Origin of the sequence: Erwinia psidii, from assembly GCF_003846135.1 — a bacterium.
GTDB classification, from domain to species: Bacteria; Pseudomonadota; Gammaproteobacteria; order Enterobacterales; family Enterobacteriaceae; genus Erwinia; species Erwinia psidii.
The window spans coordinates 12,491-36,247 of sequence record NZ_RHHM01000014.1 but is presented as its reverse complement, the minus strand read 5'-3'; the positions used below and the strand labels follow the sequence as shown (position 1 = coordinate 36,247).

General features: G+C 50.3%; 21 protein-coding genes, 1 tRNA gene and 2 pseudogenes. 11 read left to right on the top strand and 13 right to left on the bottom strand.

Annotated features, from left to right (window positions below; all coding sequences use genetic code 11):
- Positions 1-8: 8 nt before the first annotated feature.
- From gspF to EB241_RS16310, 8 genes and pseudogenes are all read right to left on the bottom strand, one after another.
- Positions 9-1,217 (bottom strand): type II secretion system inner membrane protein GspF, encoded by a 1,209-nt coding sequence (gene gspF, locus EB241_RS16345; RefSeq protein ID WP_124234179.1) that lies wholly within the window; start codon positions 1,215-1,217, stop codon positions 9-11.
- Between the two features lie 3 nt (positions 1,218-1,220).
- Complete coding sequence (gene gspE / locus EB241_RS16340; RefSeq protein ID WP_124234178.1) at positions 1,221-2,690, bottom strand: type II secretion system ATPase GspE; 1,470 nt, start codon at positions 2,688-2,690, stop codon at positions 1,221-1,223.
- Positions 2,687-4,609 carry a type II secretion system secretin GspD gene (gspD, locus tag EB241_RS16335; RefSeq protein ID WP_407644281.1) on the bottom strand — a complete coding sequence of 641 codons (1,923 nt, stop codon included), beginning with the start codon at positions 4,607-4,609 and terminating at the stop codon, positions 2,687-2,689. Before gspD ends, gspE begins: the two co-directional genes overlap by 4 nt.
- A gap of 105 nt (positions 4,610-4,714) precedes the next feature.
- Positions 4,715-5,191, bottom strand: coding sequence for a type II secretion system protein N (locus EB241_RS16330; RefSeq protein WP_124234176.1), 477 nt, complete (start codon positions 5,189-5,191; stop codon positions 4,715-4,717).
- An 85-nt stretch (positions 5,192-5,276) separates the two neighbouring features.
- Positions 5,277-7,004, bottom strand: coding sequence for a glycoside hydrolase family 18 protein (locus EB241_RS16325; protein ID WP_124234175.1), 1,728 nt, complete (start codon positions 7,002-7,004; stop codon positions 5,277-5,279).
- A gap of 243 nt (positions 7,005-7,247) precedes the next feature.
- Positions 7,248-8,420: pseudogene (locus EB241_RS16320) on the bottom strand (IS3 family transposase).
- Positions 8,421-8,498: 78 nt separating this feature from the next.
- Positions 8,499-8,573 (bottom strand): annotated as a pseudogene (locus tag EB241_RS21610) (integrase); the annotation flags it as partial.
- Between the two features lie 195 nt (positions 8,574-8,768).
- Positions 8,769-8,845 (bottom strand) — tRNA-Arg (locus EB241_RS16310).
- Positions 8,846-9,031: 186 nt separating this feature from the next.
- Here EB241_RS16310 and folD point away from each other — a divergent pair.
- Positions 9,032-9,898, top strand: coding sequence for a bifunctional methylenetetrahydrofolate dehydrogenase/methenyltetrahydrofolate cyclohydrolase FolD (folD, locus tag EB241_RS16305; protein WP_124234174.1), 867 nt, complete (start codon positions 9,032-9,034; stop codon positions 9,896-9,898).
- Positions 9,898-10,110, top strand: a complete 213-nt coding sequence (gene ybcJ, locus EB241_RS16300; protein WP_124234173.1) for a ribosome-associated protein YbcJ — start codon at positions 9,898-9,900, stop codon at positions 10,108-10,110. The genes folD and ybcJ overlap by 1 nt, the downstream gene beginning before the upstream one ends.
- Before the next feature lie 58 nt (positions 10,111-10,168).
- Here ybcJ and cysS read toward each other — a convergent pair whose 3' ends face one another.
- Positions 10,169-11,560, bottom strand: coding sequence for a cysteine--tRNA ligase (gene cysS, locus EB241_RS16295; RefSeq protein ID WP_124234172.1), 1,392 nt, complete (start codon positions 11,558-11,560; stop codon positions 10,169-10,171).
- 235 nt (positions 11,561-11,795) lie between these two features.
- Here cysS and ppiB point away from each other — a divergent pair, with 235 nt between their 5' ends.
- From ppiB to purK, 4 genes are all read left to right on the top strand, one after another.
- Positions 11,796-12,290 carry a peptidylprolyl isomerase B gene (ppiB, locus tag EB241_RS16290; RefSeq protein WP_124234171.1) on the top strand — a complete coding sequence of 165 codons (495 nt, stop codon included), beginning with the start codon at positions 11,796-11,798 and terminating at the stop codon, positions 12,288-12,290.
- Complete coding sequence (lpxH, locus tag EB241_RS16285; protein ID WP_124234170.1) at positions 12,290-13,015, top strand: UDP-2,3-diacylglucosamine diphosphatase; 726 nt, start codon at positions 12,290-12,292, stop codon at positions 13,013-13,015. The genes ppiB and lpxH overlap by 1 nt, the downstream gene beginning before the upstream one ends.
- Before the next feature lie 135 nt (positions 13,016-13,150).
- Positions 13,151-13,660 carry a 5-(carboxyamino)imidazole ribonucleotide mutase gene (gene purE / locus EB241_RS16280; protein WP_124234169.1) on the top strand — a complete coding sequence of 170 codons (510 nt, stop codon included), beginning with the start codon at positions 13,151-13,153 and terminating at the stop codon, positions 13,658-13,660.
- Positions 13,657-14,739 carry a 5-(carboxyamino)imidazole ribonucleotide synthase gene (gene purK / locus EB241_RS16275; RefSeq protein WP_124234168.1) on the top strand — a complete coding sequence of 361 codons (1,083 nt, stop codon included), beginning with the start codon at positions 13,657-13,659 and terminating at the stop codon, positions 14,737-14,739. The genes purE and purK overlap by 4 nt, the downstream gene beginning before the upstream one ends.
- 452 nt (positions 14,740-15,191) lie before the next feature.
- Here the strand turns inward: purK and ybbP are convergent, their stop codons facing one another.
- Positions 15,192-17,609 (bottom strand): putative ABC transporter permease subunit YbbP, encoded by a 2,418-nt coding sequence (gene ybbP / locus EB241_RS16270; protein ID WP_124234167.1) that lies wholly within the window; start codon positions 17,607-17,609, stop codon positions 15,192-15,194.
- Positions 17,606-18,292 (bottom strand): putative ABC transporter ATP-binding protein YbbA, encoded by a 687-nt coding sequence (gene ybbA, locus EB241_RS16265; protein WP_124234166.1) that lies wholly within the window; start codon positions 18,290-18,292, stop codon positions 17,606-17,608. Before ybbA ends, ybbP begins: the two co-directional genes overlap by 4 nt.
- On the opposite strand from ybbA, the gene tesA reads away from it, so the two are divergent.
- From tesA to EB241_RS16240, 5 genes are all read left to right on the top strand, one after another.
- Positions 18,263-18,904 carry a multifunctional acyl-CoA thioesterase I/protease I/lysophospholipase L1 gene (gene tesA / locus EB241_RS16260; RefSeq protein WP_124234165.1) on the top strand — a complete coding sequence of 214 codons (642 nt, stop codon included), beginning with the start codon at positions 18,263-18,265 and terminating at the stop codon, positions 18,902-18,904. The genes ybbA and tesA overlap by 30 nt on opposite strands.
- Before the next feature lie 4 nt (positions 18,905-18,908).
- Positions 18,909-19,706, top strand: a complete 798-nt coding sequence (locus tag EB241_RS16255) for an SDR family oxidoreductase (RefSeq protein ID WP_124234164.1) — start codon at positions 18,909-18,911, stop codon at positions 19,704-19,706.
- 53 nt (positions 19,707-19,759) lie between these two features.
- Positions 19,760-20,617 carry a co-chaperone YbbN gene (locus tag EB241_RS16250; protein ID WP_124234163.1) on the top strand — a complete coding sequence of 286 codons (858 nt, stop codon included), beginning with the start codon at positions 19,760-19,762 and terminating at the stop codon, positions 20,615-20,617.
- A gap of 114 nt (positions 20,618-20,731) precedes the next feature.
- Positions 20,732-21,646: an SPFH domain-containing protein gene (locus tag EB241_RS16245; RefSeq protein WP_124234162.1), complete on the top strand. Its 915-nt coding sequence runs from the start codon at positions 20,732-20,734 to the stop codon at positions 21,644-21,646.
- Positions 21,643-22,134, top strand: coding sequence for an NfeD family protein (locus EB241_RS16240; RefSeq protein WP_124234161.1), 492 nt, complete (start codon positions 21,643-21,645; stop codon positions 22,132-22,134). The genes EB241_RS16245 and EB241_RS16240 overlap by 4 nt, the downstream gene beginning before the upstream one ends.
- Positions 22,135-22,640: 506 nt before the next feature.
- Here the strand turns inward: EB241_RS16240 and cueR are convergent.
- A complete protein-coding gene (cueR, locus tag EB241_RS16235; protein ID WP_124234160.1) occupies positions 22,641-23,051 on the bottom strand; it encodes a Cu(I)-responsive transcriptional regulator in 411 nt (136 codons plus the stop codon).
- A gap of 23 nt (positions 23,052-23,074) precedes the next feature.
- A complete protein-coding gene (locus EB241_RS16230) occupies positions 23,075-23,749 on the bottom strand; it encodes a fimbrial biogenesis chaperone (RefSeq protein WP_124234159.1) in 675 nt (224 codons plus the stop codon).
- Positions 23,750-23,757: the final 8 nt, after the last annotated feature.

Genomic DNA, 23,757 nt, shown 5'->3' with positions numbered 1-23,757 from the left:
CAGAAAAATTATCCCATCAGGCTGTTCAGTTGCATGATGGGTTGCAAAATAGCCAGAACAATAAAGAAAACAATTCCCGCCATGGTTATCACCAACAGCGGTGTAAATACCCCCACCAGGGTGGTGATTTGATGTAGAAAAGCCTGCTCCTGAATATCAGCGGCGTGCCCCAACATTCGGTCCAGCTCACCGCTGCGTTCACCGGAAGCAATCATATGGCGCATCATCGGTGACAGCAGACCACTCTGTGTCAGCGCACCCGAAAGATCAGAGCCTTCTTTGACGCTGGCTTCCGCCATCATTAACAGGGCTCGGGCATGTTGATTCGTCACCACGCTGTTGCTGAGATGCATCGCTTCCAACAGCGGTACGGCGCTGGCGCTCAGAATATTGAGCGTTTTGGCATAGCGAGCCATATTGAGATTCAGGATCATTTTCCCTAACAGGGGAATACGCAGGCAGCCGCCATCCCAACGCTGACGATAATGCGGTTTTTTAAGCAGATACTTCATCAGCAACCCCACCACGCCACAAGTCAGCAGGAACCCACCACCTCCTGCTTTTATGCCGTCGCTCATCGCCATCAGCACACGCGTGGTCAACGGCAGTTCGGATTGCAGATAGGCAAATTGCTCAACCACTTTCGGCACAACGGACGTCAGCAAAATAGCGATTACTCCCACGGCAACAAGAGTCAACATCAGTGGGTAAATCAGTGCCTGAGTAATTTTGCTGGTAATTTTCTGACTTTGTTCTGCGTGATCGGCCAGCCGTGCCAGCACCTGCGATAACTTTCCTGACGATTCACCAGCGGCAACCAGGGCACGAAAAAAGGTATTGAATGTGCGCGAATGCTTTCCCAGTGCATCCGAAAACGACAGCCCTTCCAGCACCTGCTGCCGAACATCCTGAATAATCTGGCGGTGTGCGGGTTTTTCACACTGCTGGGCCAGCGCTTGCAAAGCATCTTCCAACGGCAGTGAAGCCCCCAGTAATGTTGCCAACTGGCGGGTGATAAGTACGAAATCATTGCCACGCAAGGCACGTCCACGCGAGGAAAAACGTGATGAGGTTGTGATGACGCTCACTTCTTTCAGCGTCATGATCTGCAAATTTCGCGTCTGTAAACTCAGCCGGGCGGCGCGGGGCGACGGGCTGTCCAGATATCCCTGCACTTTTTTCCCCTGACGATCGATTGCGCTGTAACGATATCTCATTATTCAGTCCAGACCTGTCACTCTGGATACCTCTTCCAGAGAAGTGATCCCTTCGAGGACTTTTTGCCAGCCATCATCACGAACACTGCTGGCACTCCTGCGGGTAATCTGCTCCAGGGCATCCTCACTTTGCCCCTGAGCGATTGCCTGACGAAGTGGCGCATCGATCATTAACAGTTCGTGGATACCGGTACGTCCTCGATAACCGGTCTGATTGCAGTCCTCGCAGCCTGCCGGCTGATACACCGTAACAGCCTCCTCACAGTGGTGAGAGAAACCGAGGTGACTCAACTGTCCGGCGCTCAGTTTCGTAGCCTGTCGACAATGCCGACATAAGGTTCTCACCAGCCGCTGAGCAAGGATACCGGTCAGTGAGCTGGCCAGCAGAAAAGGTTCAACACCCATATCGCGTAAACGACCGACCGCGCCGATAGCGGTATTGGTGTGTAGCGTTGATAAAACCAGATGTCCGGTCAGTGAGGCCTGTACGGCAATTTTTGCGGTTTCAGTATCACGGATCTCACCAATCATCACTACGTCAGGATCCTGGCGCAAAATGGCCCTCAATCCCCTGGCAAAGGTCATATCCACTTTGGGATTGACCTGCGTCTGCCCGATGCCTTCCAGCTCATACTCAATAGGATCTTCAACCGTCATGATATTGCGATCCTGAGAGTTAATCTGATTAAGAGCCGCATAAAGCGTGGTGCTTTTGCCGGAACCGGTAGGACCAGTAACCAGAATGATCCCATGAGGCTTACTTAACAATTCGCTGATGCTGTCACGCTTAGTCGGATCCATGCCGAGCTGAGCCAGATCAAGCTGTACCGCACTTTTGTCCAGCAGGCGCAGTACCAGCCTCTCGCCATAGCGTGACGGCAAAGTAGAAACACGCACATCAACAGCACGGCCACCAATTCGCAGCGCAATACGGCCATCCTGCGGCAAACGCTTCTCCGCAATATCCAGCCGGGCCATCACCTTAATTCTGGAGATCAACACCGCCGTCAACTGTCTCGGTGGTGTCAACACAGCCCGCAGAACACCATCGACCCGAAAGCGGATCAGCAGCTGCCGCTCATAGGGCTCAATATGGATATCCGAGGCGGTTTCCTTGATCGCCTCGCTCAGCATCGCATTGATAAAGCGGATAACCGGGGCTCCATCATCACAATCAAGCAGGTCTTCATCCTCTGGCAGAGACTGTGCCAGTTGGAAAAAATCGATCTCATTACCGAGATTCTCCATCATCTGCCGCGCCTGAGATGCATCCTGCCGATAGGTATCAATAATCTGTTGGGTAAAATCCTCATCAGCAATCAACCGCAACGGGCAGGATGGCGCAATTCTGACGGCTTCAGCCAGAGCCAGCGGACTGGCGTTCTGACGGAAGCCAATAAAGCGGTCCGGCCCCGGTAAATAGAACACGCCAGATTGTTGTACCCACGCAAAAGGAAACAGATGTTCTTTCATCGCGACTGCCCGGCATAAAAGGCGTTGATATTGCCGAGCACCTGCTGGAGTTCATTAGCCGAACCGGGTAGCCCGGTTTCCTGATTAAGTATCTGCTCAACCTGATGATCTGCCGCCGTTTTCAAATCATGCTGATTAAATTTGCCACGTGACTGCTGGCTGACACGATTAAATTCATCCTGTTCACGGATTATCGTCGGGCGGATAAACAGCATCAAATTCCGTTTGTTGACTTTTTTGCTGGTTGCACCAAAAAGGTATTTAAGTATGGGGATACGGCCCAGCAACGGCACTTTATTTTCTGAATGATTATTACTGGTATCCAGTAATCCTCCAACCACCACCGTATTACCGGTGCCAACTAACACGGCATTGCGCACCACGCGTGTGTCAAATGTAGGACCTAAATCATTGTTGGTTGCTGAGTCTGATACACTGGAAACTTCCTGTTCGATACTCAACATAACCGAGTCTCCCCGATTAATTTGCGGAGTAACTTTTAATTTAATACCCACACTCTTTCTTTCTACGGTGTTATATACATTATCTCCTGACGTGGTTTGCGATCCGGTTAATACCGGAACCTCCTGACCGACAGTAAATTCAGCTTCCATATTGTCAAGCGTGACAATACTTGGCGTTGCCAGGATATTGCTCTGGCTGTTAGTTTGCAGTGCCGTGACCAGTCCGGCCCAGTTCCCCCGGTAAAAACCTGTCGCCAGCCCTGATAATCCCGACAATGAATTGACGATACCTTTATCCGGGATCGTAGTGACCGATCCTCCCGTGGTGGAGGAAAAATTGGTACCTCCGGCGTAAGTATTCATCCACTGAATACCAAAGTTCAGCCCTTCGGCATCAGAAACTTCAACAATAATAGCTTCAACCAGCACCTGCGCGCGACGTATGTCGAGTTTGGCAATAACCTCCTGCATATCGTTCATCAGGTGTTGAGGACCAGTAATAATTAGCGAATTTGTTTCTTCATCAGCTTTAATGCTCACTTCATTACTGGTGCCTGAACTGATTACAAGCGGGGACGATTCATTAGGCGTGGCTGATTTACTACTGGTGATACCACTGAGAACATTGAGCAAATTTTTTGCTTTCGCGTACTCAAGATAAATAACGCGGGTATTTCCAGATTGCAATGCACCTCTTTCTTCATCCAGTTTTTTTAAGGTGGCAATCATTTTTTTCCTGGCGGGTTCGTCGCCAGTAATTAAGATTGAATTTGTTCTTTCATCAGCAACGACATGAGCCAAAATACGCCCTGATGCATTCTCTCCACCACCGTTGCTGTACAATGACATGGCAAGGCTAGCCACACCGGTCGCAGAAGCGTTGTTTAAATGTAATGTTTCAACCTGGAAATTTGCTTTTTCATCAACATCTTTAATGACAGAAACCAGCTGATTAACAACAGAAGCGCGTCCGGTCATAAGAATAACATTGGCAGGATCATAGTAAATAATACTGCCTTCAGCGGCATTATTCAGTTGACGCAGCAACGGTGCAAGCTCTCTGCCAGAAATATTACGTAAGGGCGTAATTCTGACAATGATCTCATCACTTTCTGGTATCTCACCACTACGCAATAGCCGGATGCCCGCTGATTTTGCATTACGTTCAGGCAAAACCTTAAGTGCCCCATTGGGCGTGGTGACCACGGCATAGCCATAAACACTCAGGACGCTAAGGAAAAATTGATAATATTGCTCATTATCCATTTGTTCGTAGCTTCGAACGCTAATGGCACCCTGAACTGAAGGATCTATGATGATAGTTTTATTCAGGTTAGCACTGACAGTGTTGATAAACTCATGAATATCAGTGTTTTTAAAATTCGCAGAGAGTCCTTCAGCAATGGCACTGCCTGACATTCCTGTTAACAGGAGAGATGTTAGTAATGTCAGCATTCTGACATGGCTATTTATCTTTAACAAATTTGAAAAAACCTCACAAAAAATCCCTTATCCTGGGATGATATTTCCGTGAAAAAAAGAAAAAATTGGCATGTATATTCATTGATCAATACGTAGTGTTTCATAATAATTTTTGTTATTAATAATTACTACATCATGAAAAATTTTAACGATTACTACAGATCTTCCTGACAGGGTTTCCCCACAACGATAACTTTTCTGGCTGTTATCTTCTTTTATTATCACAATTGATGTTGCACAATCTTTACCACTCAGGATGCCAACAACTTCTAAACCTGATTGATTTAACGGTGCTTTAATAAGTACGTTATCATCGGGAACTTTCCCGTTCACTCTCCACGGATTTGGGGCTTTTCGTTCCACAGATTGGAATAATACCAGTCCATCTGGTGCTATGAAAACAGAATGACTTTCTCTGAGCAAATTATGAGTCAATATTCTCTCAGTTTTTTCATTTGCTACTGCCCTGAACATCTGAGAAATACTCCAGGCAGTAAAAATCACAACACATGAAGACAGAAACAATAACAGAACATTGATATTAATTCGGTTCAATTATACTCCTTTAAAATCAATCTCCCTATTGACAGAAAAAGAAGGAAATCTCCAAAGAGATTTCCTTGAAAGTTATTCGGGAAAATTAAAAACTGGCTTTTACACGATATAACTCCTTCAGCACGACAGAAGAATTATCACCTGGCTTGCCAGCATTTAATGTAACAGTAATTTCATCACCGTTCTGTATTGCATTTTTTATCATATAACTGGCCTGACCAGCAGGTGCCGACACTTTGTAAGCGAAGTAACTTTTACCGTTGTAAGACTCACCTAAGTATTGGCCATTTTTTCTGACCATAACTCGATTATACTCCTGATATACACTGTCTGGCAGGGTCACAGTTACTCCCTGCTTCGTAACATCCACACTGGTCAGTTTAATACTATCAGTGTTAACATCCTCTTTTGTGACTGTTTCTTTTTTCAGAGATTGCAATACAGTGTTATAAGACCCACCGGGTTTACCATCATAAAGATCAACGGTAACAATATCCCCTTCTTTCAGATCGGTTACCACACTGAAAACGGTATTTTTTTCTGTAAAGCTATCCTTTGAAGAATAATAACTTTTCCCTTCATAGGACTCAGCCAGATAGGAACCATTTTTTTGGATAATGATACGGTTTTTACCATTAAACACATCCGTAGGAAGGTCTAATGTAATCCTACCCATTTTAATAGTCAGATCGTTAATCTTTATCCCCGACTCATTTTCCACACTGTCAGCCGCATCTTTCATTTCATCGATATAGGCAGCCTGTTGTGCGACACTTAACTGCTCAGTGCTGGCTCCGACGGTCCAGACAAAAAAGCCGCCGTATCCGTTCTGCGCCTGCCATTTAGTACGCGCAATATTATTCACGCGGGATTCGGTAAAATTGTTGTTTGGGCCCCACTGCGAGTTGATGGTGTTTCCCAGTACCACTTTGCTGGCGTCACCGATCGCATTGGCATAGTTAAGCATCGCAGTCTGATATTTAAATTCCGGTCCAGCGTCATAAGCCATGACATTGAAGAAATCAAAAATATCCTTGCTTTGCGATAGTAAAGTCAGCACTTCGCCATGGTGCGTAGAGCGCTTATTTTCAACATAAGAGCAACCTTCGGTAACTGCACTATCCGCACAGCTCACCGGATCCGCTCCCACATGATACGTGGTTAAGCTGATGAGTTTCTCTGTGCCTACGACCTCACGCAGACGTGTCGCCAGTTGCAGAAGATCATCATTTTCTTTTTCAGTCAGGCGGGCGGCTTTCTCAAAATCAAAATCAATACCATCGAGATAAACTTCACCCGCTTTCTGGTAAGTGGTCATATCACAAACCGTACCATTCCAGTTCCAGTTCAGACATTCACCGGCTATTTCTGACTCCTTCATATTTTTCCTGTAAACAGGGAATGGTGTTTTCAGAAGTTGAGCAAGCCCGGCGACAACCTTTTCACGCTTCTCCGCAGTATCGATATGGGACCAGATTTCTTCATATGTCTGGCCGCCAAAGGCGAGCATCATTTTTTTCTCAGGCTGCGCAAATTTCAGCTGAGTCCAGGTTACATAGGCAGTTGGCATCCACCAGGCATTATAATCCGGTAATGATGCTATACCATCAGATGTGACGATATTTCCATTATCATCCCACTTTCCGAATGCCAGAAGGAAACTATCAATTTTAGATTTTGCTAATGTCGCTGCATCACCATCGCTTAACCCCCAGGAAGTCAAATAGCTTATCGCCCTGTGATTTTCTGCCGAAAAAGCTGATTGGGTAAATAAAGCCGTAGTAATCATTAAAGCCAGAGAAAGTTTTTTCAATTTAATTGCCTTTTTTATTATGAATCTAAATTTCAGTCAATATGAAGATGCTAGTGTAAAATATTTTTTTCTCCTAACCTTACTCCCTTAATTAATACATTAAGAGTATTCCGTTATATGGGAAAAGGTAGTAGCTGAGGTTTATGTTTGGTGTCGACACGATAATCATCTACGAACGACCGCACTTACTTTAAAGTTAAATAATGCGCTTAAGAAAATGTAAATGTGCATGTTTTGTAGTGGTCAACAGAAACTGGCCACGACTTTAAAGTTTCTCCAGAACAATCGTTCTGATTCATTCGGCGTCAAGCCACCATTATATTGATGGGGTCTGAGCTGGCTGTAATATCCCGTAATGTAGTTCGTTATCGCTGCGCTGGCTTCGCTAAAATTAGCGTATCCATTATCCGGCACCCACTCCGTTTCAGGCTTCTAAAAAAACGTTCCATCGGGCTGTTATCCCAGTAATTTCCCCGGCGACTCAGGCTTTGCTTTATCTGATATCTCCACAGTAACTGTCTGAAATTTCTGCTGAGATAGTGGCTACCTTGATCCGGGTGATACAGTAAATTAGCGGGCTTTCCTCGTGCTTCCCAGGCCATGGACAGCGCTTTCGTTGTCAGTGCAGAGTCCGGGAAAAATGACATCGCCCAGCCAACCGGTTTACGGGAAAACAGATCAAGTACAACGGCTAAATAAGCTCAACGTTTACCCGCCCAGATATAAGTTACATCGCCACACCAGACCTGATTAGGCTCTGTTACTGCAAACTGGCGTTCCAGATAATTGGGGATCTCTACGTGTTCCTTAGACGCCTTCTTGTATCGATGGCCAGGTGCTGACAGCTGATGAGATTAAGTTCTTTCATCAGCTTTGTTGCCCGCCAGCGACTCAGTTTTACGCCTTTGGTGGTGACCAGCGCGGCAATATTACGTGCGCCTGCGGAACCATTACTTTCGCGTTAGCTTTCACGAACAAGACTGAGTAATGCCACGCGTGTGGCATCAGGCTTCTTTGGTTGCCGCCAGTATTTATAGCTGCTGCGATGAACCCCAAACACATTGCACACAACGGCAACGGGAAACCGCCCCCTGAGCTTCTCAACTAATGAGAACGGTTCAGGGAATCTGACATCAGGAGCGCGGTAGCATTTTTTAGTATATCTCTTTCCATTTCAAGGTGTTGGAGTCTTTTCCTGAGCTCGCATATTTCAATCTGTTCCGGTGTGATGGGTGAAGCTATGGGTGATTTTCCTGCCCGTTCTTCTTTCAACTGGCGAACCCACTTATCCATCGTGGATTTGCCGACATTCATTGCCGTGGCAGCGGCGGCAACGGTGTAATGCTGATCGAGTACAAGCTGGGCCGCTTCAAGGCGAAACTCAGGGCTAAAATTGCGTCTGTTACGTCCGGTCATAATGTCACCTGTTTTTAACTATGAGGCGATGATATCTATCACCTCTGTTCAGGTGGCCAAATTCACTATGCCACTACACCCTTCTCCATTGGTAAGTTTGAAAGCTTTATCGGTGGGTTTCGCACTGCGGACTTTTACATCTGTAAGCGCCATTGGCTGCTCTCCATCGCTGGATGTTGGTATAAAAAGTCATTGAACGGGGTTGTACCAACACTTATACCAACAAATAGTACTTGATGTGGATTGATGTCGGTAGACTTGGGTAGAATGGAGTCGGCTTAAAATCAGCTATTTCATTGAATTAAATGAATAAAAAAAGACGTAAGTTGACGTCTCTTGATATGAATTTGGTACGCCCTACAGGATTCGAACCTGTGACCTACGGCTTAGAAGGCCGGTGCTCTATCCAGCTGAGCTAAGGGCGCATGGGGGTAATGCGTGGTCGAATTATACGGGGCGAACCCGACGAGTCAACGATTTTACCGGGTTAGTTTTCCCGTTGCTGCACTATTGAGCAGTTAGTACTGAAACTGTACCTGACAGTGGCGCCTGCTTCTGACAAAATAGGCGCCACCCCCGTTTCAACTCAACACAGATGGATCCCCTCTCTGATGGTAGCTAAGATTATTGACGGTAAAACGATTGCGCAGCAGGTACGGCAAGAGGTTGCTGAAAAAGTACAGCAGCGGCTTGCTGCTGGTAAACGCGCGCCAGGGCTGGCAGTTGTTCTGGTCGGTGAAAATCCGGCATCACAAATTTATGTTGGCAGCAAACGCCGTGCCTGTGAGGAAGTGGGCTTTTTATCACACTCTTACGATCTGCCTGAATCTACCAGCGAAGCGGAACTCCTTGCACTGATCGAACGGTTAAATAATGACAGCACCATCGACGGAATTCTGGTGCAGCTGCCGCTTCCGGCCGGAATTGATTACGTCAAGGTACTGGAGCATATATCTCCATCCAAAGATGTCGATGGCTTCCATCCTTATAACGTTGGTCGCCTGTGCCAGCGTGCCCCGATGCTTCGTCCCTGTACGCCCCGCGGTATAATCACTCTGTTGGAACGCTACCATATTGATACCTATGGACTGAACGCGGTGGTCATCGGCGCATCCAATATTGTTGGCCGTCCAATGAGTATGGAACTGCTGCTGGCTGGCTGTACCACTACCGTTACCCACCGATTCACCAAAGATTTGCGTCACCATGTGGAACATGCCGATCTACTTGTCGTGGCAGTCGGTAAGCCTGGCTTTATACCCGGTAACTGGGTCAAACCTGGGGCAATCGTCATTGATGTTGGGATTAACCGTCTGGAAAATGGCAAAGTCGTGGGTGATGTGGATTTTGATGCAGCCGCTGAACGCGCCGCATATATCACCCCGGTGCCCGGTGGGGTTGGCCCAATGACGGTGGCTACACTGATCCAAAATACATTACAAGCCTGTGAAGAGTTTAACGATGGGGGAGCGCAATAATGGCAGTATTCTCTCTGGGTAAACACCCCCATGTTGATCTCTGTGACCTGCTGAAGCTGGAAGGCTGGGTTGAGAGTGGCGGTGCGGCGAAAGACGCTATTGCTGACGGTCAGGTCAAAGTCGATGGTCGTGTCGAAACCCGTAAGCGCTGTAAAATTACGCAAGGACAGCAAGTCAGCTTTAACGGAATGTCCATTAAGGTAACCGTCTGAAAAAAATGCCGGAAACCCTCCGGCATTTCTCCTGCCCCGGTTAAAGGGGCATAAACGGTTACTTACGACGCCAGGTGGTCCCCTGAGGGCTATCTTCCAGAACAACGCCCAACGCATTCAGCTTGTCTCGCGCCACATCGGCCTGTGCCCAGTTTTTCTCGCGGCGGGCATCGAAGCGCATCTTAATCAGCGCTTCGATCTCAGCGACTTCACCGTCATCAACGTTCAGTGCAGCACTTTGCAGAAAGGCCACCGGGTCCTGTTCCAGCAGCCCCAGGACGGCTGCCAGCTGACGCATTTTTGCAGCCAGGCCATCAGCGGCCACGGTATCTTCCGCCTTCAGTCGGTTTACTTCACGCGCCATGTCAAACAACACGGAATAAGCCTCAGGCGTGTTGAAATCATCATCCATCGCCTCACGAAAACGGGTTTCGAATATCTCACCGCCGGAGGGGACAGCCGAGGTGTCGGTATGGCGGAGTGCAGTATAAAGACGTTCCAGCGCCGCACGGGCCTGCTTCAGATTATCCTCACCATAGTTAAGTTGGCTGCGATAGTGACCCGACATCAAAAAATATCGCACTGTCTCCGCGTCGTAATGTGTCAGGACGTCACGCACCGTAAAGAAATTATTCAACGATTTGGACATTTTTTCACGATCAACCATCACCATCCCGGAATGCATCCAGTAGTTGACATACTGGCCGTCGTGCGCACAGGATGACTGAGCAATCTCATTTTCATGGTGGGGAAACATCAAATCAGATCCGCCGCCATGAATATCAAAGTGCTCTCCCAGCTGTTTGCAGTTCATCGCTGAACACTCAATATGCCAGCCCGGACGCCCATTGCCCCACGGAGAGGGCCAGGCTGGCTCATCCGCTTTCGACATTTTCCACAGCACAAAGTCCATCGGGTTACGCTTCACTTCAGCGGTGACCTCCACACGGGCCCCCGCCTGCAACTGCTCAAGGTCCTGACGGGACAACAGGCCATAATCAGCATCGCTTTCAACTGAGAACATGACATCGCCGTTGCTGGCAACATAGGCGTGTTCACGTTCAATCAGCCTGCTCACCAGCGAGATGATGTCATCAATATGTTGGGTTGCACGGGGTTCAACATCCGGTGGCAAAATATTCAGCGCGTTAAAATCCTTGTGCATTTCGGCAATCATGACATCGGTCAGTTGCTGGATAGCCTGCTGATTTTCATTGGCACGTTTGATAATTTTATCGTCAATATCGGTGATATTGCGGACATATTTCAGCGAATAGCCCAGAAAACGCAGGTAACGCGCCACCACATCAAAAGCGACAAACGTGCGGCCATGGCCAATATGGCAAAGGTCGTAAACGGTAATGCCACACACGTACATACCGATTTGTCCGGCATTAATCGGTTTAAATTCCTCTTTCTGACGACTCAGAGTGTTGAAAATCTTAAGCATTGAGACATTCCGTTTTTTAGCGTGTGCGGTGGATTACTGGTTAAACGCTTATTCTGACGTATTGTTAACCCAAGCGCCATGCAAAACAAGGTAATACAGATTGGGTATTGCGCTATGGAGCTGACTCAACATCATTTTTTGTGATATAAAAGCGCTCTGCTAACGCCTGCAAAGCCCGTCATCTGGCGGCACTGGCTAACGGTTAAACTACTTCCACCCTGACAGGAATGAAATTATGGTCACTTTCCAGACTAATCATGGCGATATCGTTATCAAAACCTTTGATGATAAAGCGCCGGCTACCGTTAAAAACTTCCTGGATTATTGCCGTGAAGGTTTCTACGACAACACAATTTTCCACCGTGTTATCAATGGTTTTATGATTCAGGGTGGCGGCTTCGAACCCGGCATGAATCAGAAATCGACCAAAGAAGAGATTCGTAACGAAGCCAGTAACGGTCTGAAAAACACCAAAGGTACGCTGGCGATGGCGCGTACTCAGGCTCCGCACTCTGCTACCGCACAGTTCTTTATCAACGTGGCAGACAATGACTTTCTGAATTTCCGTGATGAAAGTCTGCAAGGCTGGGGTTACTGCGTTTTCGCTGAAGTGGTTGAAGGAATGGACGTGGTGGACAAAATTAAGGCTGTCGCAACCGGGCGCAGCGGTATGCATCAGGACGTACCAAAAGAAGACGTGGTGATCCAGAAAGTGACTGTCAGCGAATAATGTCCTGTACGCTGTTTATCGCAGATCTCCATCTCTGCACAGAAGAACCGGCCATTACCGCCGGTTTTCTTGCTTTTTTGCAGCGCGACGCTTGCCAGGCCGAAGCACTGTATATTCTGGGCGATCTGTTTGAATCATGGATTGGCGATGACGATCCACAGCCTTTGCATGCTGAGGTCGCCGCCGCGCTGCTGGCCTTAAGCCGCTCAGGCGTTCCCTGCTATTTTATTCACGGCAACCGTGATTTTCTGGTAGGTAAAAACTTTGCCGCTGCCTGTGGTATGACGCTGCTGCCAGAGGAAAAGGTGCTGGAACTATACGGCAAACGTATTCTGATTATGCACGGCGACACGCTGTGTACCGATGATCAAAGCTATCAGCATTTTCGGCGAAAAGTGCAACAGCCCTGGCTACAGACGCTGTTTCTTGCGCTGCCGCTTTTTATACGTAAGCGAATTGCAGCCAGAATGCGTGCGGGAAGCAAACAGGCCAACCGTGGTAAGACGATGGCAATTATGGACGTCAATCATGATGCCGTAGCCCATGCCATGACCCGTCACCGGGTTCACTGTCTTATTCATGGCCATACACACCGGCCCGGTGTTCATCAGCTAACAGTAAATGGTCAGCTCTCAGAACGTCTGGTACTGGGTGCCTGGCACAGCGAAGGCTGGTTAATCCGTGTTAACGAGAGCGAAACCACCCTGAGTTCCTTTCCCTTTTAACAACGCCTCGCCTCTGCTCACACCTACGCAACCGTTTTCCTTGCCCTGTAGTCATGATATTCTCTCTGCCCTTCCCGTCTGATGGCTCAACAGGCTATCAGACGATGTTTGTACAATCACAGGAGTCTCACCCGCATGTCTTCCAATGCCGCACCGGCCCGCATCGCTATTGTTATGGGTTCCAAAAGTGACTGGGCAACCATGCAATTTGCCGCGGAAATACTCACCAGCCTGTCCGTTCCCTTTCATTGCGAAGTGGTTTCAGCTCACCGCACGCCGGACAAACTGTTCAGTTTCGCCGAACAGGCGGCGGAAAATGGCTTTCGGGTGATCATTGCAGGTGCTGGCGGCGCGGCACATCTGCCGGGAATGCTGGCAGCCAAAACGCTGCTACCGGTGCTGGGCGTTCCGGTTCAAAGCGCCGCCCTCAGCGGTGTTGACAGCCTTTACTCTATCGTGCAGATGCCACGCGGTATCCCGGTTGGCACACTGGCAATAGGCAAAGCCGGTGCGGCTAATGCCGCGCTGTTGGCGGCTCAGATTCTGGCCCTGCACGACGAGTCACTGGCTTCACGTCTTGCTGACTGGCGCCAGGCACAAACAGAGGATGTACTGAATAACCCGGACCCACGGGAGGAAGCATGAAGCCGGTTTGTGTATTAGGAAATGGGCAGCTTGGCCGGATGTTGCGTCAGGCAGGTGAACCACTGGGTATTGCCGTTTATCCGGTAGGGCTGGATGCCGAACCGGAAGCCTTGCCGATACATCAGAGCGTAATCACCGCAGAGATCGAACGCTGGCCGGAAACGACGCTGACGCGCGAACTGGCGGATCATAACGCCTTCGTTAACCGCGATATTTTCCCCCGACTGGCGGACCGCCTGACCCAAAAACAACTGCTGGACAGTCTCAACCTGCCCACCGCCCCCTGGCAGTTGCTGAAAAATGCGGGTGAATGGCCTCAGATATTTTCCATGCTGGGCGAGCTGGCCATCGTTAAGCGTCGTACCGGCGGCTATGATGGCCGCGGACAGTGGCGTCTGCGCGAGGACGAAACCGGTACATTGCCCGCCGACTGTTATGGTGAATGCATAGTGGAACAGGGGATCAATTTCTCTGGCGAAGTGTCGCTGGTGGGTGCCCGTGGAACAGATGGCAACACGGTATTTTATCCACTGACTCACAACCTGCATCAGGAAGGTATCCTGCGTACCAGTGTGGCATTCCCCCGGCCAGATCCGGCACAACAGAAACAGGCAGAAGCCATGCTGTCGGCTATTATGAATGCGCTAAACTACGTTGGCGTGATGGCGATGGAATGCTTTGTGGTACCGCAGGGTTTGCTGATTAATGAACTGGCCCCTCGGGTGCACAACAGCGGTCACTGGACGCAAAACGGCGCATCCATAAGCCAGTTCGAACTGCACCTGCGGGCCATTCTGGACCTGCCACTGCCAACACCGGTGGTCAGCACCCCTTCAGTGATGGTTAATCTGATTGGCACCGCGGTAAACACCGCCTGGCTGAATGAACCGCTGGTGCGTCTGCACTGGTATGAAAAAGAGGTGCGCCCCGGCCGTAAAGTGGGCCATCTGAATCTGTCAGATATCAGCCTGGTTGCGCTGCAATCCGCACTTAATGCGCTGGTAACACAGTTACCGGAGGACTATGCCAGTGGCCTCGACTGGGCGCTGAAAAAACTCAGGGACAGCCAGCATCACTGACAGACAAACGCCACACAGCAGTGCCCCACGCCGCCCCAGTTTGAGGGGCGATGTGGTAAATATGAGGAGTATCAGACCTCATGTTCAGTGATGTTAAAAGCCCCTGTCTGCGCCGGAAATTACGCTACGCCAAAACATTGCCTGCCTGTTTATATCACAGGTAATCAAAGGCATTTTTTTCAAATCGGGCAGTACCACCCTGACGCCGGTCGGCTATATCAGACTGTTAACCGCTCCGGCGCTGACAGATTTTCCCGCCTGCGTCAGCGCTCTGTACCTGATCCTTATGCGTGTGCAGCGGAGCGTTCCATCCCGTCAGATGCCGTATCACTACGGGCAGAAAGCAATTCAGCTCTGAATTTAAAAAGCGCCGCTCGCCAAAGCACCGGATGCGATTCTTCTGTTGCCTGAAGAGGCGAGTTCTCCACCACTCAGCGCTCGCTGCACAGATATCATGCCGAGTAATAATGCCTGAATAACGCTTTCCCTTTCAGCAAACGGATCCCCAACCAGCCACCGCACAGTGACAGCAGCAATGCGCCGGTTAATGGCAGCGCCACCCACAGCAACATATCCGGCTGCCAGGGAAAATCAAACACCTTGCGCTGTAATCCCCACAAAGCCGCTTCTGCACCAATGGCTGCGGCAACACCGGAAACCATCCCCAGCAGGGCAAATTCGCACCATAAGGTTCCACGCAGAAGTTTTTTACTGGCTCCCAGCGTACGCCAGACCATCAGTTCCTGCCTTCGCTGGCGCATACCGACCTGGACCTGAGCCAACAGCAGCAGCACGCCACATGCTGTCACCAGCACGACCATAATCTCCAATGCCCGACTGACCTGCGCCAACACCTGACCTATCTGTCGCAAAATAGTTCCAATATCAAGCAGGCTGAGCGTAGGAAACTGGCGATTCAACTGGGTCAGCAATCCATTGTTACCTTCCAGCCGAAAGCTGGTCAGCCAGGTCTGTGGCTGTTCCTCGAGTGCGCCTGGTGGGAAGATAAAAAAGAAATTGGGCTTCAGGCTCTCCCAGTCCACTTTACGCAGACTGGTGATTTTTGCTGAAAATATCTGTGTATCACCGGTGAAGGTCAGCGTGTCCCCCAACCCGACGCCAAGCCGCTCTGCCAGAGCCTCCTCCATTGAAACTTCGCCCTTCTGTGGTGGCCAGCTACCGGCTGTCAGTGGGTTATGATCGGGTAATACTTCCTGCCAGGTAAGGTTCAGTTCGCGGTTCAGCGAATTATCCAGTGCAGGATCTGCCGGTTGGTTCTTAATTTCTGTCAGTCGTGCCCGGACGATCGGGTAGAAGGTCTGTGGCTCAACATGGTGCTGCTGAAGGAACGTTTTCACCTGCGACACCTGATCCTGAGTCAGATTCAACAGGAAATAGTTAGGACTACCGGGCGGCAACTGTTGCTGCCAGCGGTCCAGCAGATCGCCACGCATCACCAGCAGCAGCGCCAGCAACATAAAGGAGAGTGAAAATGCGGCCAGCTGGCTGAGGGTGATCCAGGGCTGCCGTAACAGGCGACTCACCGCGAGGCGAAATGCCAGGTTACTTGCTGACAGTCTTTTCAGCACCTTCAGCGCCAGCCAGCCAATGCCACCCAACAGCAGTGAAAGCAGCACAACCCCCCCCACCAGCGCCCAGAGCAGCTTACTGCCTCCCACCAGTATTGCCAGCAGCAGCACTACTGTCAGTGCCATTGTCGGAAGATAATATTTTAGCGGCCAGATATTCGCCACCACATCCTGCCTCAGCACCCGTAACGGCTGGGTTGCCAGCAGTAAGCGATAGGGGCGCAAGCCCACCAGAAACGAAATAACAAACAGCGTGCCTGTTGCCCACAGCCATGGCCATGCGCCTGCAGCAGGCAGTGCTCCTGGCAAAACAGGCTGCAACATTTTCAGCAGAAGCCGCTCAAAACCCTGCCCGATGATGCCACCAGACAGTGCCGCCAGCAGCAGCACTGCCAGCCACTGACCGACAATCAGCTTACGTAAAGCTACACGGTTAGCGCCGAGCGTTTTCAGCACGGCCACCAAATCGTAACGGCTGCGACAATAATGGCTCATTGCCACGGCCACGGCGGCAATCGCCAGCATCAGCGTCAACAGCGCACAAAGCAGCAGGAACTGCTGAGCCCGCTGCATCGATTTGCCTAACGCATCGTCAGAATTATCCACGCTAACCCAACGCTGGTCTGGCTTGATATGGGATTCGATAAAATTGTCATAGCGTGCCAGGTGCGCTGGTGTACCTGCAAATTTATAACGCCAGGTGACGCGGCTGCCCGGCTGGATGGCCCCGGTTTTTTGCACATCCGCCAGATTCATTAACAGCCGGGGAGCAGTCTGGAAAGGATTAAAGCCCGCATCCGGCTCCTGAATGACCTCACCGGCAATACGCAACGTGGTGTCCCCCACATCCAGCCTGTCATCCACCTTCAGATTAAGCAATGCCAACAGGCGCGGCGCGGCCAGTACCGTCCCTTCTGCCGGTTTCAGGTCCGCCGGGCTGGTCAGCAGAGTACCAAACATGGGATAGATATTGTCCACCGCCTTGACCGATGCCAGCTGCGGCACGTCTCCTGCAAACGTCATGGTCATAAACGTCAGTTGGCGCCCCACCTGCAACCCGTTGTGACGGGCTTCGTCCAGCCATCCCTGCGGTATTTCACGCGAGCTTTGCAATGTCCGGTCGCCTGCCATGTAGTCACGGCTTTGCTGGGTGAGCCCTTTCTCCATGCGGTCACTGAGCGAGCCCAACGCCAGTACACAGGCCACCGCCAGCGTCAGTGCCAGCCATACAATCAGTAGCGAGGGCGATTTCCACTCACGCCAAAACCAGCGCCAAATCATGCTTCCTCCCACAGCTTACCGTCGCGGACACGCAGTCGGCGGTCACAACGCGCTGCCAGCTGTTCATCATGTGTGACCAGAATCAGCGTGGTGGCGAAATCACGGTTGAGTGAGAACAGCAGATCGGCAATACGATCGCCGGTTTTTCTGTCCAGATTGCCGGTTGGCTCATCGGCAAACAGCAGCGCCGGACGACCATTGAACGCTCTGGCAAGTGCAACCCTCTGCTGCTCACCGCCGGAAAGCTGCGAAGGCAAATGGTGCAGGCGCTCTGCCAGTCCGAGCTGGGCTAACAGGTTACGGGCCTGCTCACGGCTTTGCCGGTCACTTTCCCCGCGAAGCAGTGCGGGAAGCTGGGCATTCTCCAGCGCGTTAAGGGTAGGCACCAGCATAAACGACTGAAAAACAAAGCCGACATTTTTCGCCCGTAGCGCTGCCCGCTTTTCCTCATCCATCAGATGCAAAGGGGAGCCAAGCAGAAAGACTTCTCCGTCACTGCCATCATCCAGACCGGCAAGAATACCCAGCAGGGTGGATTTCCCCGAGCCTGACTCACCAATCAGGGCGATGGTTTCTGCCGGTTTGACAACCAGCTCAACTCCGGTAAGGATGGAGAGCTGATGCTCTCCCTCACCGACGGACTTACTAAGACGATGAACTTCAACAATGTTTTCCGCTGGCATTACCCTTTCCTGATTGTCATGTTACTGATAACGCTACGTGCGACCGCAGCGGATACGTTGTTGGTGCTTGGTGACAGCCTCAGCGCCGGTTATCGGATGTCTGCCACTGCCGCATGGCCCGCGCTCCTTAATGACAAATGGCAGAAATCACCCACCATCATCAACGGTAGCATAAGCGGCGACACCGCAGCGCAAGGGCTGGCAAGATTGCCTGTGTTATTGAAACAGCATAAGCCACGTTGGGTGCTGATTGAACTGGGGGGCAATGACGGTTTACGCGGCTTCCCACCACAGACTATCGCTGACGACCTTAGTAAAATTATTAGCCAGGTCAAAGCAGCAAATGCACAGCCCCTGCTGATGCAAATCCGTCTTCCGGCCAACTATGGTCGACGCTATACCGCATCGTTCAGTGAGATTTACCCCAGTCTGGCTGACAAATTTACGGTTCCGTTAGTGCCATTTTTTATGGAGCAGGTTTACCTGAAACCGGAATGGATGCAGCAGGATGGCATTCACCCTGCTCCCGACGCTCAGCCATTTATCGCAGAGCTGATGGCCAAAGCGCTGGCCCCGTTAGTTAAACATGAGTCACAGACTACTGACAGGTGAAGTTATGCAAAAAACAATCGTCATAACCGGATGTTCCAGCGGGATCGGACTGGCTGCCGCCAACGATTTACTGCATCGGGGTTATCATATCTTCGCTGCCTGCCGTAAACCGCAGGATGTGGAACGTATGAACCAACTGGGTTTCACCGGCATAGCACTGGATCTGAATGACAGTAGCAGCGTTGCCCACGCTGCCGCACAGATCCTTGAACTGAGTCATCACAGGCTGTTCGCTCTGTTCAATAACGGTGGCTATGGCGTTTACGGCCCGCTGGAATCCATCAGCCGTGAGCAAATGGAGCAGCAATTTGCCACAAATCTGTTTGGTACTCACCAACTCACCACCCTGTTACTTCCGGCATTACGCGCCAACGGTAACGCGCGAATTATCAACACCAGCTCGGTGCTGGGCCTTATCTCCACGCCGGGTCGTGGGACTTATGCTGCCAGCAAATACGCACTGGAAGCCTGGTCAGATGCTTTACGTATGGAACTGCATGACAGCGGCGTTTATGTCAGCCTGATTGAACCCGGTCCGATTAACACCCTTTTTACTGACAACGTGCACCAGGCACAACAGGACAGACCGGTTAAAAATCCCGGTATTGCCGCCCGCTTCGCGCTGCCACCGGAGGCAATATTATCTAAACTTCATCATGCACTGGAGAGCCGCCGTCCGCGTTTACGTTATCCTGTGACGCTTGTCGCCCATGCCATGACAGTATTGCGGCGCTTGCTACCCGGCCGGATGCTGGATCGCATTTTGCGCGGTAAACCGGCAGATAACGCTTATAAACCTTGAAGCACGGGCTTCTGCCCCCATAAAGTAAGAAACTTTCTTTAAGAGATAAATCCATGTCACCACAACCTGCCATCATCAACGTTAACGAAAGCAATCTGCATCAGACGCTGGAACAGTCAATGCAGGTTCCGGTGCTGTTCTATTTCTGGTCTGGTCGCAGCCAGCACTGCCAGGAACTGACGCCCGTGCTGGAGCGACTGGCACAGGAGTATGCCGGTCAGTTTATTCTGGCAGAGCTGGATTGTGACGCAGAACCTGCTGTGGCACAGCAATTTGGCCTTCGCTCAATTCCTACCGTATATCTGTTTCAGAATGGACAGCCAGTGGATGGTTTCCAGGGCCCTCAGCCGGAAGAAGCCATCCGCACGCTGTTGCATAAAGTCCTGCCAAAAGAGGAAGAACTGAAAGCGCAACAGGGTATGCAGCTGATGGATGAGGGCAAGGTGCTGGAAGCGCTGCCGTTGCTGAAAGAAGCCTGGCAGTTAAGCAAACAAAGCAGTGAAATGGGCTTCCTGCTGGCTGAAGCGCTGATTGCCCTGAATCGCAGCGATGAAGCACAGTCGGTGCTGGATGTGGTGCCATTACAGGACAAGGACACAAGATATCATGGACTTATCGCGCAGATCGATCTGTTGAAACAGGCCGCGGACACGCCGGAAATCCAACAGCTCCAGCAGCAGATTGCGGCCGAACCGGATAATGCTGAACTGGCCACGAAACTGGCTTTGCAACTGCATCAGGTTGGGCGTAATGAGGAAGCGCTGGAGCTACTGTTCGGCTTTCTGAAGAAAGATTTAAGCGCTGCTGAAGGGCAGGCACGTAAAATGCTGCAGGAAATTCTCGCAGCGCTGGGAACCGGTGATGCACTGGCGGCTAAATACCGCCGACAGCTTTACGCGTTGCTCTATTAATTTATTGCGTTCTTAATGCTGGTGGCAGCGAGTGCAGCTGCCTGCCAGTAAGGATCAGTCAATGATGGCCGAAGGGATTTTTTCGGCCTGTGATATCAACAACCCGGAGGTTATATGCTGACTGTTATTCCCGTCATTGTTATTCTGGCCCTGATTATCGTCTGGTCAGGCATTAAAATTGTCCCACAGGGCTATCAATGGACGGTGGAACGCTTTGGCCGTTATACCAAAACGTTGCAGCCGGGCCTGAATTTGCTGGTGCCTTTCATGGATCGCGTTGGCCGCAGGATCAGCATGATGGAACAGGTACTTGATATCCCCTCTCAGGAGATCATTTCCAAAGACAATGCCAGCGTCACCATTGATGCCGTTTGCTTTACTCAGGTGGTGGACTCCGCACGCGCCGCCTATGAGGTCAGCAATCTGGAATTGGCGATTGTGAATCTGACCATGACCAATATGCGAACCGTGTTGGGTTCGATGGAGCTGGATGAAATGCTGTCGCAACGCGACAACATCAATACCCGGCTGCTGCGTATTGTGGATGAGGCAACCAATCCGTGGGGCGTGAAAATAACCCGTATCGAAATTCGTGATGTGAGGCCTCCGGCCGAACTGACTGCATCAATGAATGCGCAAATGAAGGCTGAACGTACCAAGCGTGCAGATATTCTGGAAGCAGAGGGGGTACGCCAGGCAGCCATTCTCCGTGCGGAGGGCGATAAACAGGCACAGATCCTTAAAGCGGAGGGAGAAAGGCAGTCAGCGTTTTTACAGGCAGAGGCGCGGGAACGAAGTGCAGAGGCGGAAGCAGCCGCAACCAAAATGGTGTCGGAAGCTATCGCTGCCGGTGATATCCAGGCCATTAATTACTTCGTGGCCCAGAAATATACCGATGCCCTGCAACATATTGGTACAGCCAGTAACAGCAAAATGGTGCTTATGCCGCTGGACGCCAGCAGCCTGATAGGGTCCATTGCCGGGATTTCTGAGCTGCTGAACGAAACTAAAAAAGATCGGCAACAATGATGGCCGAATTGTTAGCGACTCCCTGGCTGCTCTGGCTGGCAGTTGGATGCGTGCTGCTGGCTGCTGAGATGCTGGGTGCAAGCGGCTATCTGCTCTGGAGCGGTGTGGCAGCGCTGCTGGTCAGTTTGCTGATATGGATAGTACCATTTTCATGGGAATGGCAGGGCGTCAGTTTTGCCATGCTGACTGTGCTCTCCGCCATTGGCTGGTATTACTGGCTGAAAAATCGCCATAACCACCGGCCGTCCTCCTCTCTCAATCAGCGTGGCAAACAGTTGACTGGTCGTAAACTTACCCTGGAACATTCCCTGGTTGACGGATTTGGTCATGTGAGAATAGGTGACAGCAGCTGGCGCGTGCAGGCAAAAGAAAATTATCCGGCGGGTACTCAGGTCGTGGTGATGGCTGTTGAAGGAATTACCCTGCAGATTGACAGGTTCATTGATAACGCGTCAACGGAATGCTCAGAAAGCAGTATCCGGCGTTAATAAGGGTTAACCGCCGGGTGCCACCCGCCATATTTTTAACGCACCTGCACTGCGGCAATCAGCGTTTTCCGGTCAGCACCTGATGATACTACGAAGACGGGTATAGCCGCACATCAGAAATATCTTCTGCTAAGGAAGTGATGTTCTCACCTTCTTTTGGTGCAGGCGCGTTTATTTGCGTTGGATAATTATAATTTCTTCCCGTCCCGCCTGATACTGAATAAAACGGCAACACATCCTTACCCTGAGAAAAACGTAAGGCAATCGGGCTCAGGCGTTGGCATAAGTCATCGCTTTCAGTCGCCAGGCACCATGTTGAAAGACAAAAGGCCAGATCGGGGCAGTCATTGCAGATAAACGCGGTCTGGTGAATAAAAAAATGGGAAAACACATGGCGGTAACCGGATAGCAAAACGCACCGAACGGTGCAGGGTACAAAGCTGTAAAATGGGGTATCCTGTGCCAAATGTCTGACCAGAGGACGTCCATGCTGAGAGGAAGCAGGCTCAGACCGTGTTTTTACCCTTACAACATCCTGCAAGAGCATTAATTATTGGGCAGTCGGCACTGTCATCTCCCGGACAGATGTCAACCAGCGCAAGCAGGCGTTCACGCATCTGCACCAGTTCCTGAATATGTTTTTCAATATCAGTGACTTTATTTAGCGTATGAGCTTTCACATCAGCACTGTGACGGTTTGGGTTGTTAAACAGTGATACCATTTCCCTGCACTCTTCCAGGGTGAAACCAATCTGTCTTGCCTGGCGTAATAATGTGAGTTCTTCGAGGTTCTTTTCTGTGTAGCAGCGGTAGCCATTTTCACTTCTCTTTGGCGGCGTGACTACCCCTTTTTCCTCATAAAAACGGATCGCCTTGCTTGTCAGTCCGGTTTTACGGGCAATATCACTGATATTCATCTCACCTCTCCATCCTTACACGTTTAGCCGTCAAAACATCCCTTACCGAGTGGGTAGTAGCGTCCGAGTGCGACAATAAATTTCCTGTTGTTGACGTTAACCTGCGAATTCTGCCAGCTTTCGCCCGGCAACATTGAGAACTGGAGAGAACTTTCATCATCACCATGACAACCTTTCTGAATAATAACCCGAAAGAAGGTATTACCTGTATTACGTATTGTGCCGTTCTCTTCATCAAACGTGAAGTCAAGCTTAACATTACGCGGACGCACTATAAGTAGCGTGCTCAACGCAATAACAGGAATAGCATACATATGCTGCTTTTCCTGTTTCAGAGGAAAAAGTAACACGGGAGACTCTCTGAAAATAACGCGATAATAACGTTCCTGATCATCTGAAGGCCCACGGTAAAAAAGTTTGAAATAGTCTTTTTCACCGGGCTGAACCGTAAAACGAAGTGGGCTGTACAGCACTTCTTTATCTCCCCCAGTAATACGGTTCTCCCCTCCCCGACCTGGTTTATCAATCTTGAAAACGGTCAGCTGATAAAGGTTGTTTCTTGTTGTGTCATTCAATACAGCCCGTGAAGTAAATGATTTATCAGGTGTAATATCGAAGACCAGTGAGTCGAGAAAAACCGCGCCCGCCGGAAAAGTGAACGTCAAAAAAAACACGAAAGAACAGATTATCTTTTTCATTTTCTGCC

Bases quoted from the DNA above. Each gene is read 5' to 3' on its own strand.
- gspF (WP_124234179.1), bottom strand. From the start codon at position 1,217: ATGAGATATCGTTACAGCGCAATCGATCGTCAGGGGAAAAAAGTGCAG.
- gspE (WP_124234178.1), bottom strand. From the start codon at position 2,690: ATGAAAGAACATCTGTTTCCTTTTGCGTGGGTACAACAATCTGGCGTG.
- gspD (WP_407644281.1), bottom strand. From the start codon at position 4,609: ATGCTGACATTACTAACATCTCTCCTGTTAACAGGAATGTCAGGCAGT.
- folD (WP_124234174.1), top strand. From the start codon at position 9,032: ATGGTAGCTAAGATTATTGACGGTAAAACGATTGCGCAGCAGGTACGG.
- ybcJ (WP_124234173.1), top strand. From the start codon at position 9,898: ATGGCAGTATTCTCTCTGGGTAAACACCCCCATGTTGATCTCTGTGAC.
- cysS (WP_124234172.1), bottom strand. From the start codon at position 11,560: ATGCTTAAGATTTTCAACACTCTGAGTCGTCAGAAAGAGGAATTTAAA.
- ppiB (WP_124234171.1), top strand. From the start codon at position 11,796: ATGGTCACTTTCCAGACTAATCATGGCGATATCGTTATCAAAACCTTT.
- lpxH (WP_124234170.1), top strand. From the start codon at position 12,290: ATGTCCTGTACGCTGTTTATCGCAGATCTCCATCTCTGCACAGAAGAA.
- purE (WP_124234169.1), top strand. From the start codon at position 13,151: ATGTCTTCCAATGCCGCACCGGCCCGCATCGCTATTGTTATGGGTTCC.
- purK (WP_124234168.1), top strand. From the start codon at position 13,657: ATGAAGCCGGTTTGTGTATTAGGAAATGGGCAGCTTGGCCGGATGTTG.
- ybbP (WP_124234167.1), bottom strand. From the start codon at position 17,609: ATGATTTGGCGCTGGTTTTGGCGTGAGTGGAAATCGCCCTCGCTACTG.
- tesA (WP_124234165.1), top strand. From the start codon at position 18,263: ATGAACTTCAACAATGTTTTCCGCTGGCATTACCCTTTCCTGATTGTC.
- ybbA (WP_124234166.1), bottom strand. From the start codon at position 18,292: ATGCCAGCGGAAAACATTGTTGAAGTTCATCGTCTTAGTAAGTCCGTC.
- EB241_RS16255 (WP_124234164.1), top strand. From the start codon at position 18,909: ATGCAAAAAACAATCGTCATAACCGGATGTTCCAGCGGGATCGGACTG.
- EB241_RS16250 (WP_124234163.1), top strand. From the start codon at position 19,760: ATGTCACCACAACCTGCCATCATCAACGTTAACGAAAGCAATCTGCAT.
- EB241_RS16245 (WP_124234162.1), top strand. From the start codon at position 20,732: ATGCTGACTGTTATTCCCGTCATTGTTATTCTGGCCCTGATTATCGTC.
- EB241_RS16240 (WP_124234161.1), top strand. From the start codon at position 21,643: ATGATGGCCGAATTGTTAGCGACTCCCTGGCTGCTCTGGCTGGCAGTT.
- cueR (WP_124234160.1), bottom strand. From the start codon at position 23,051: ATGAATATCAGTGATATTGCCCGTAAAACCGGACTGACAAGCAAGGCG.
- EB241_RS16230 (WP_124234159.1), bottom strand. From the start codon at position 23,749: ATGAAAAAGATAATCTGTTCTTTCGTGTTTTTTTTGACGTTCACTTTT.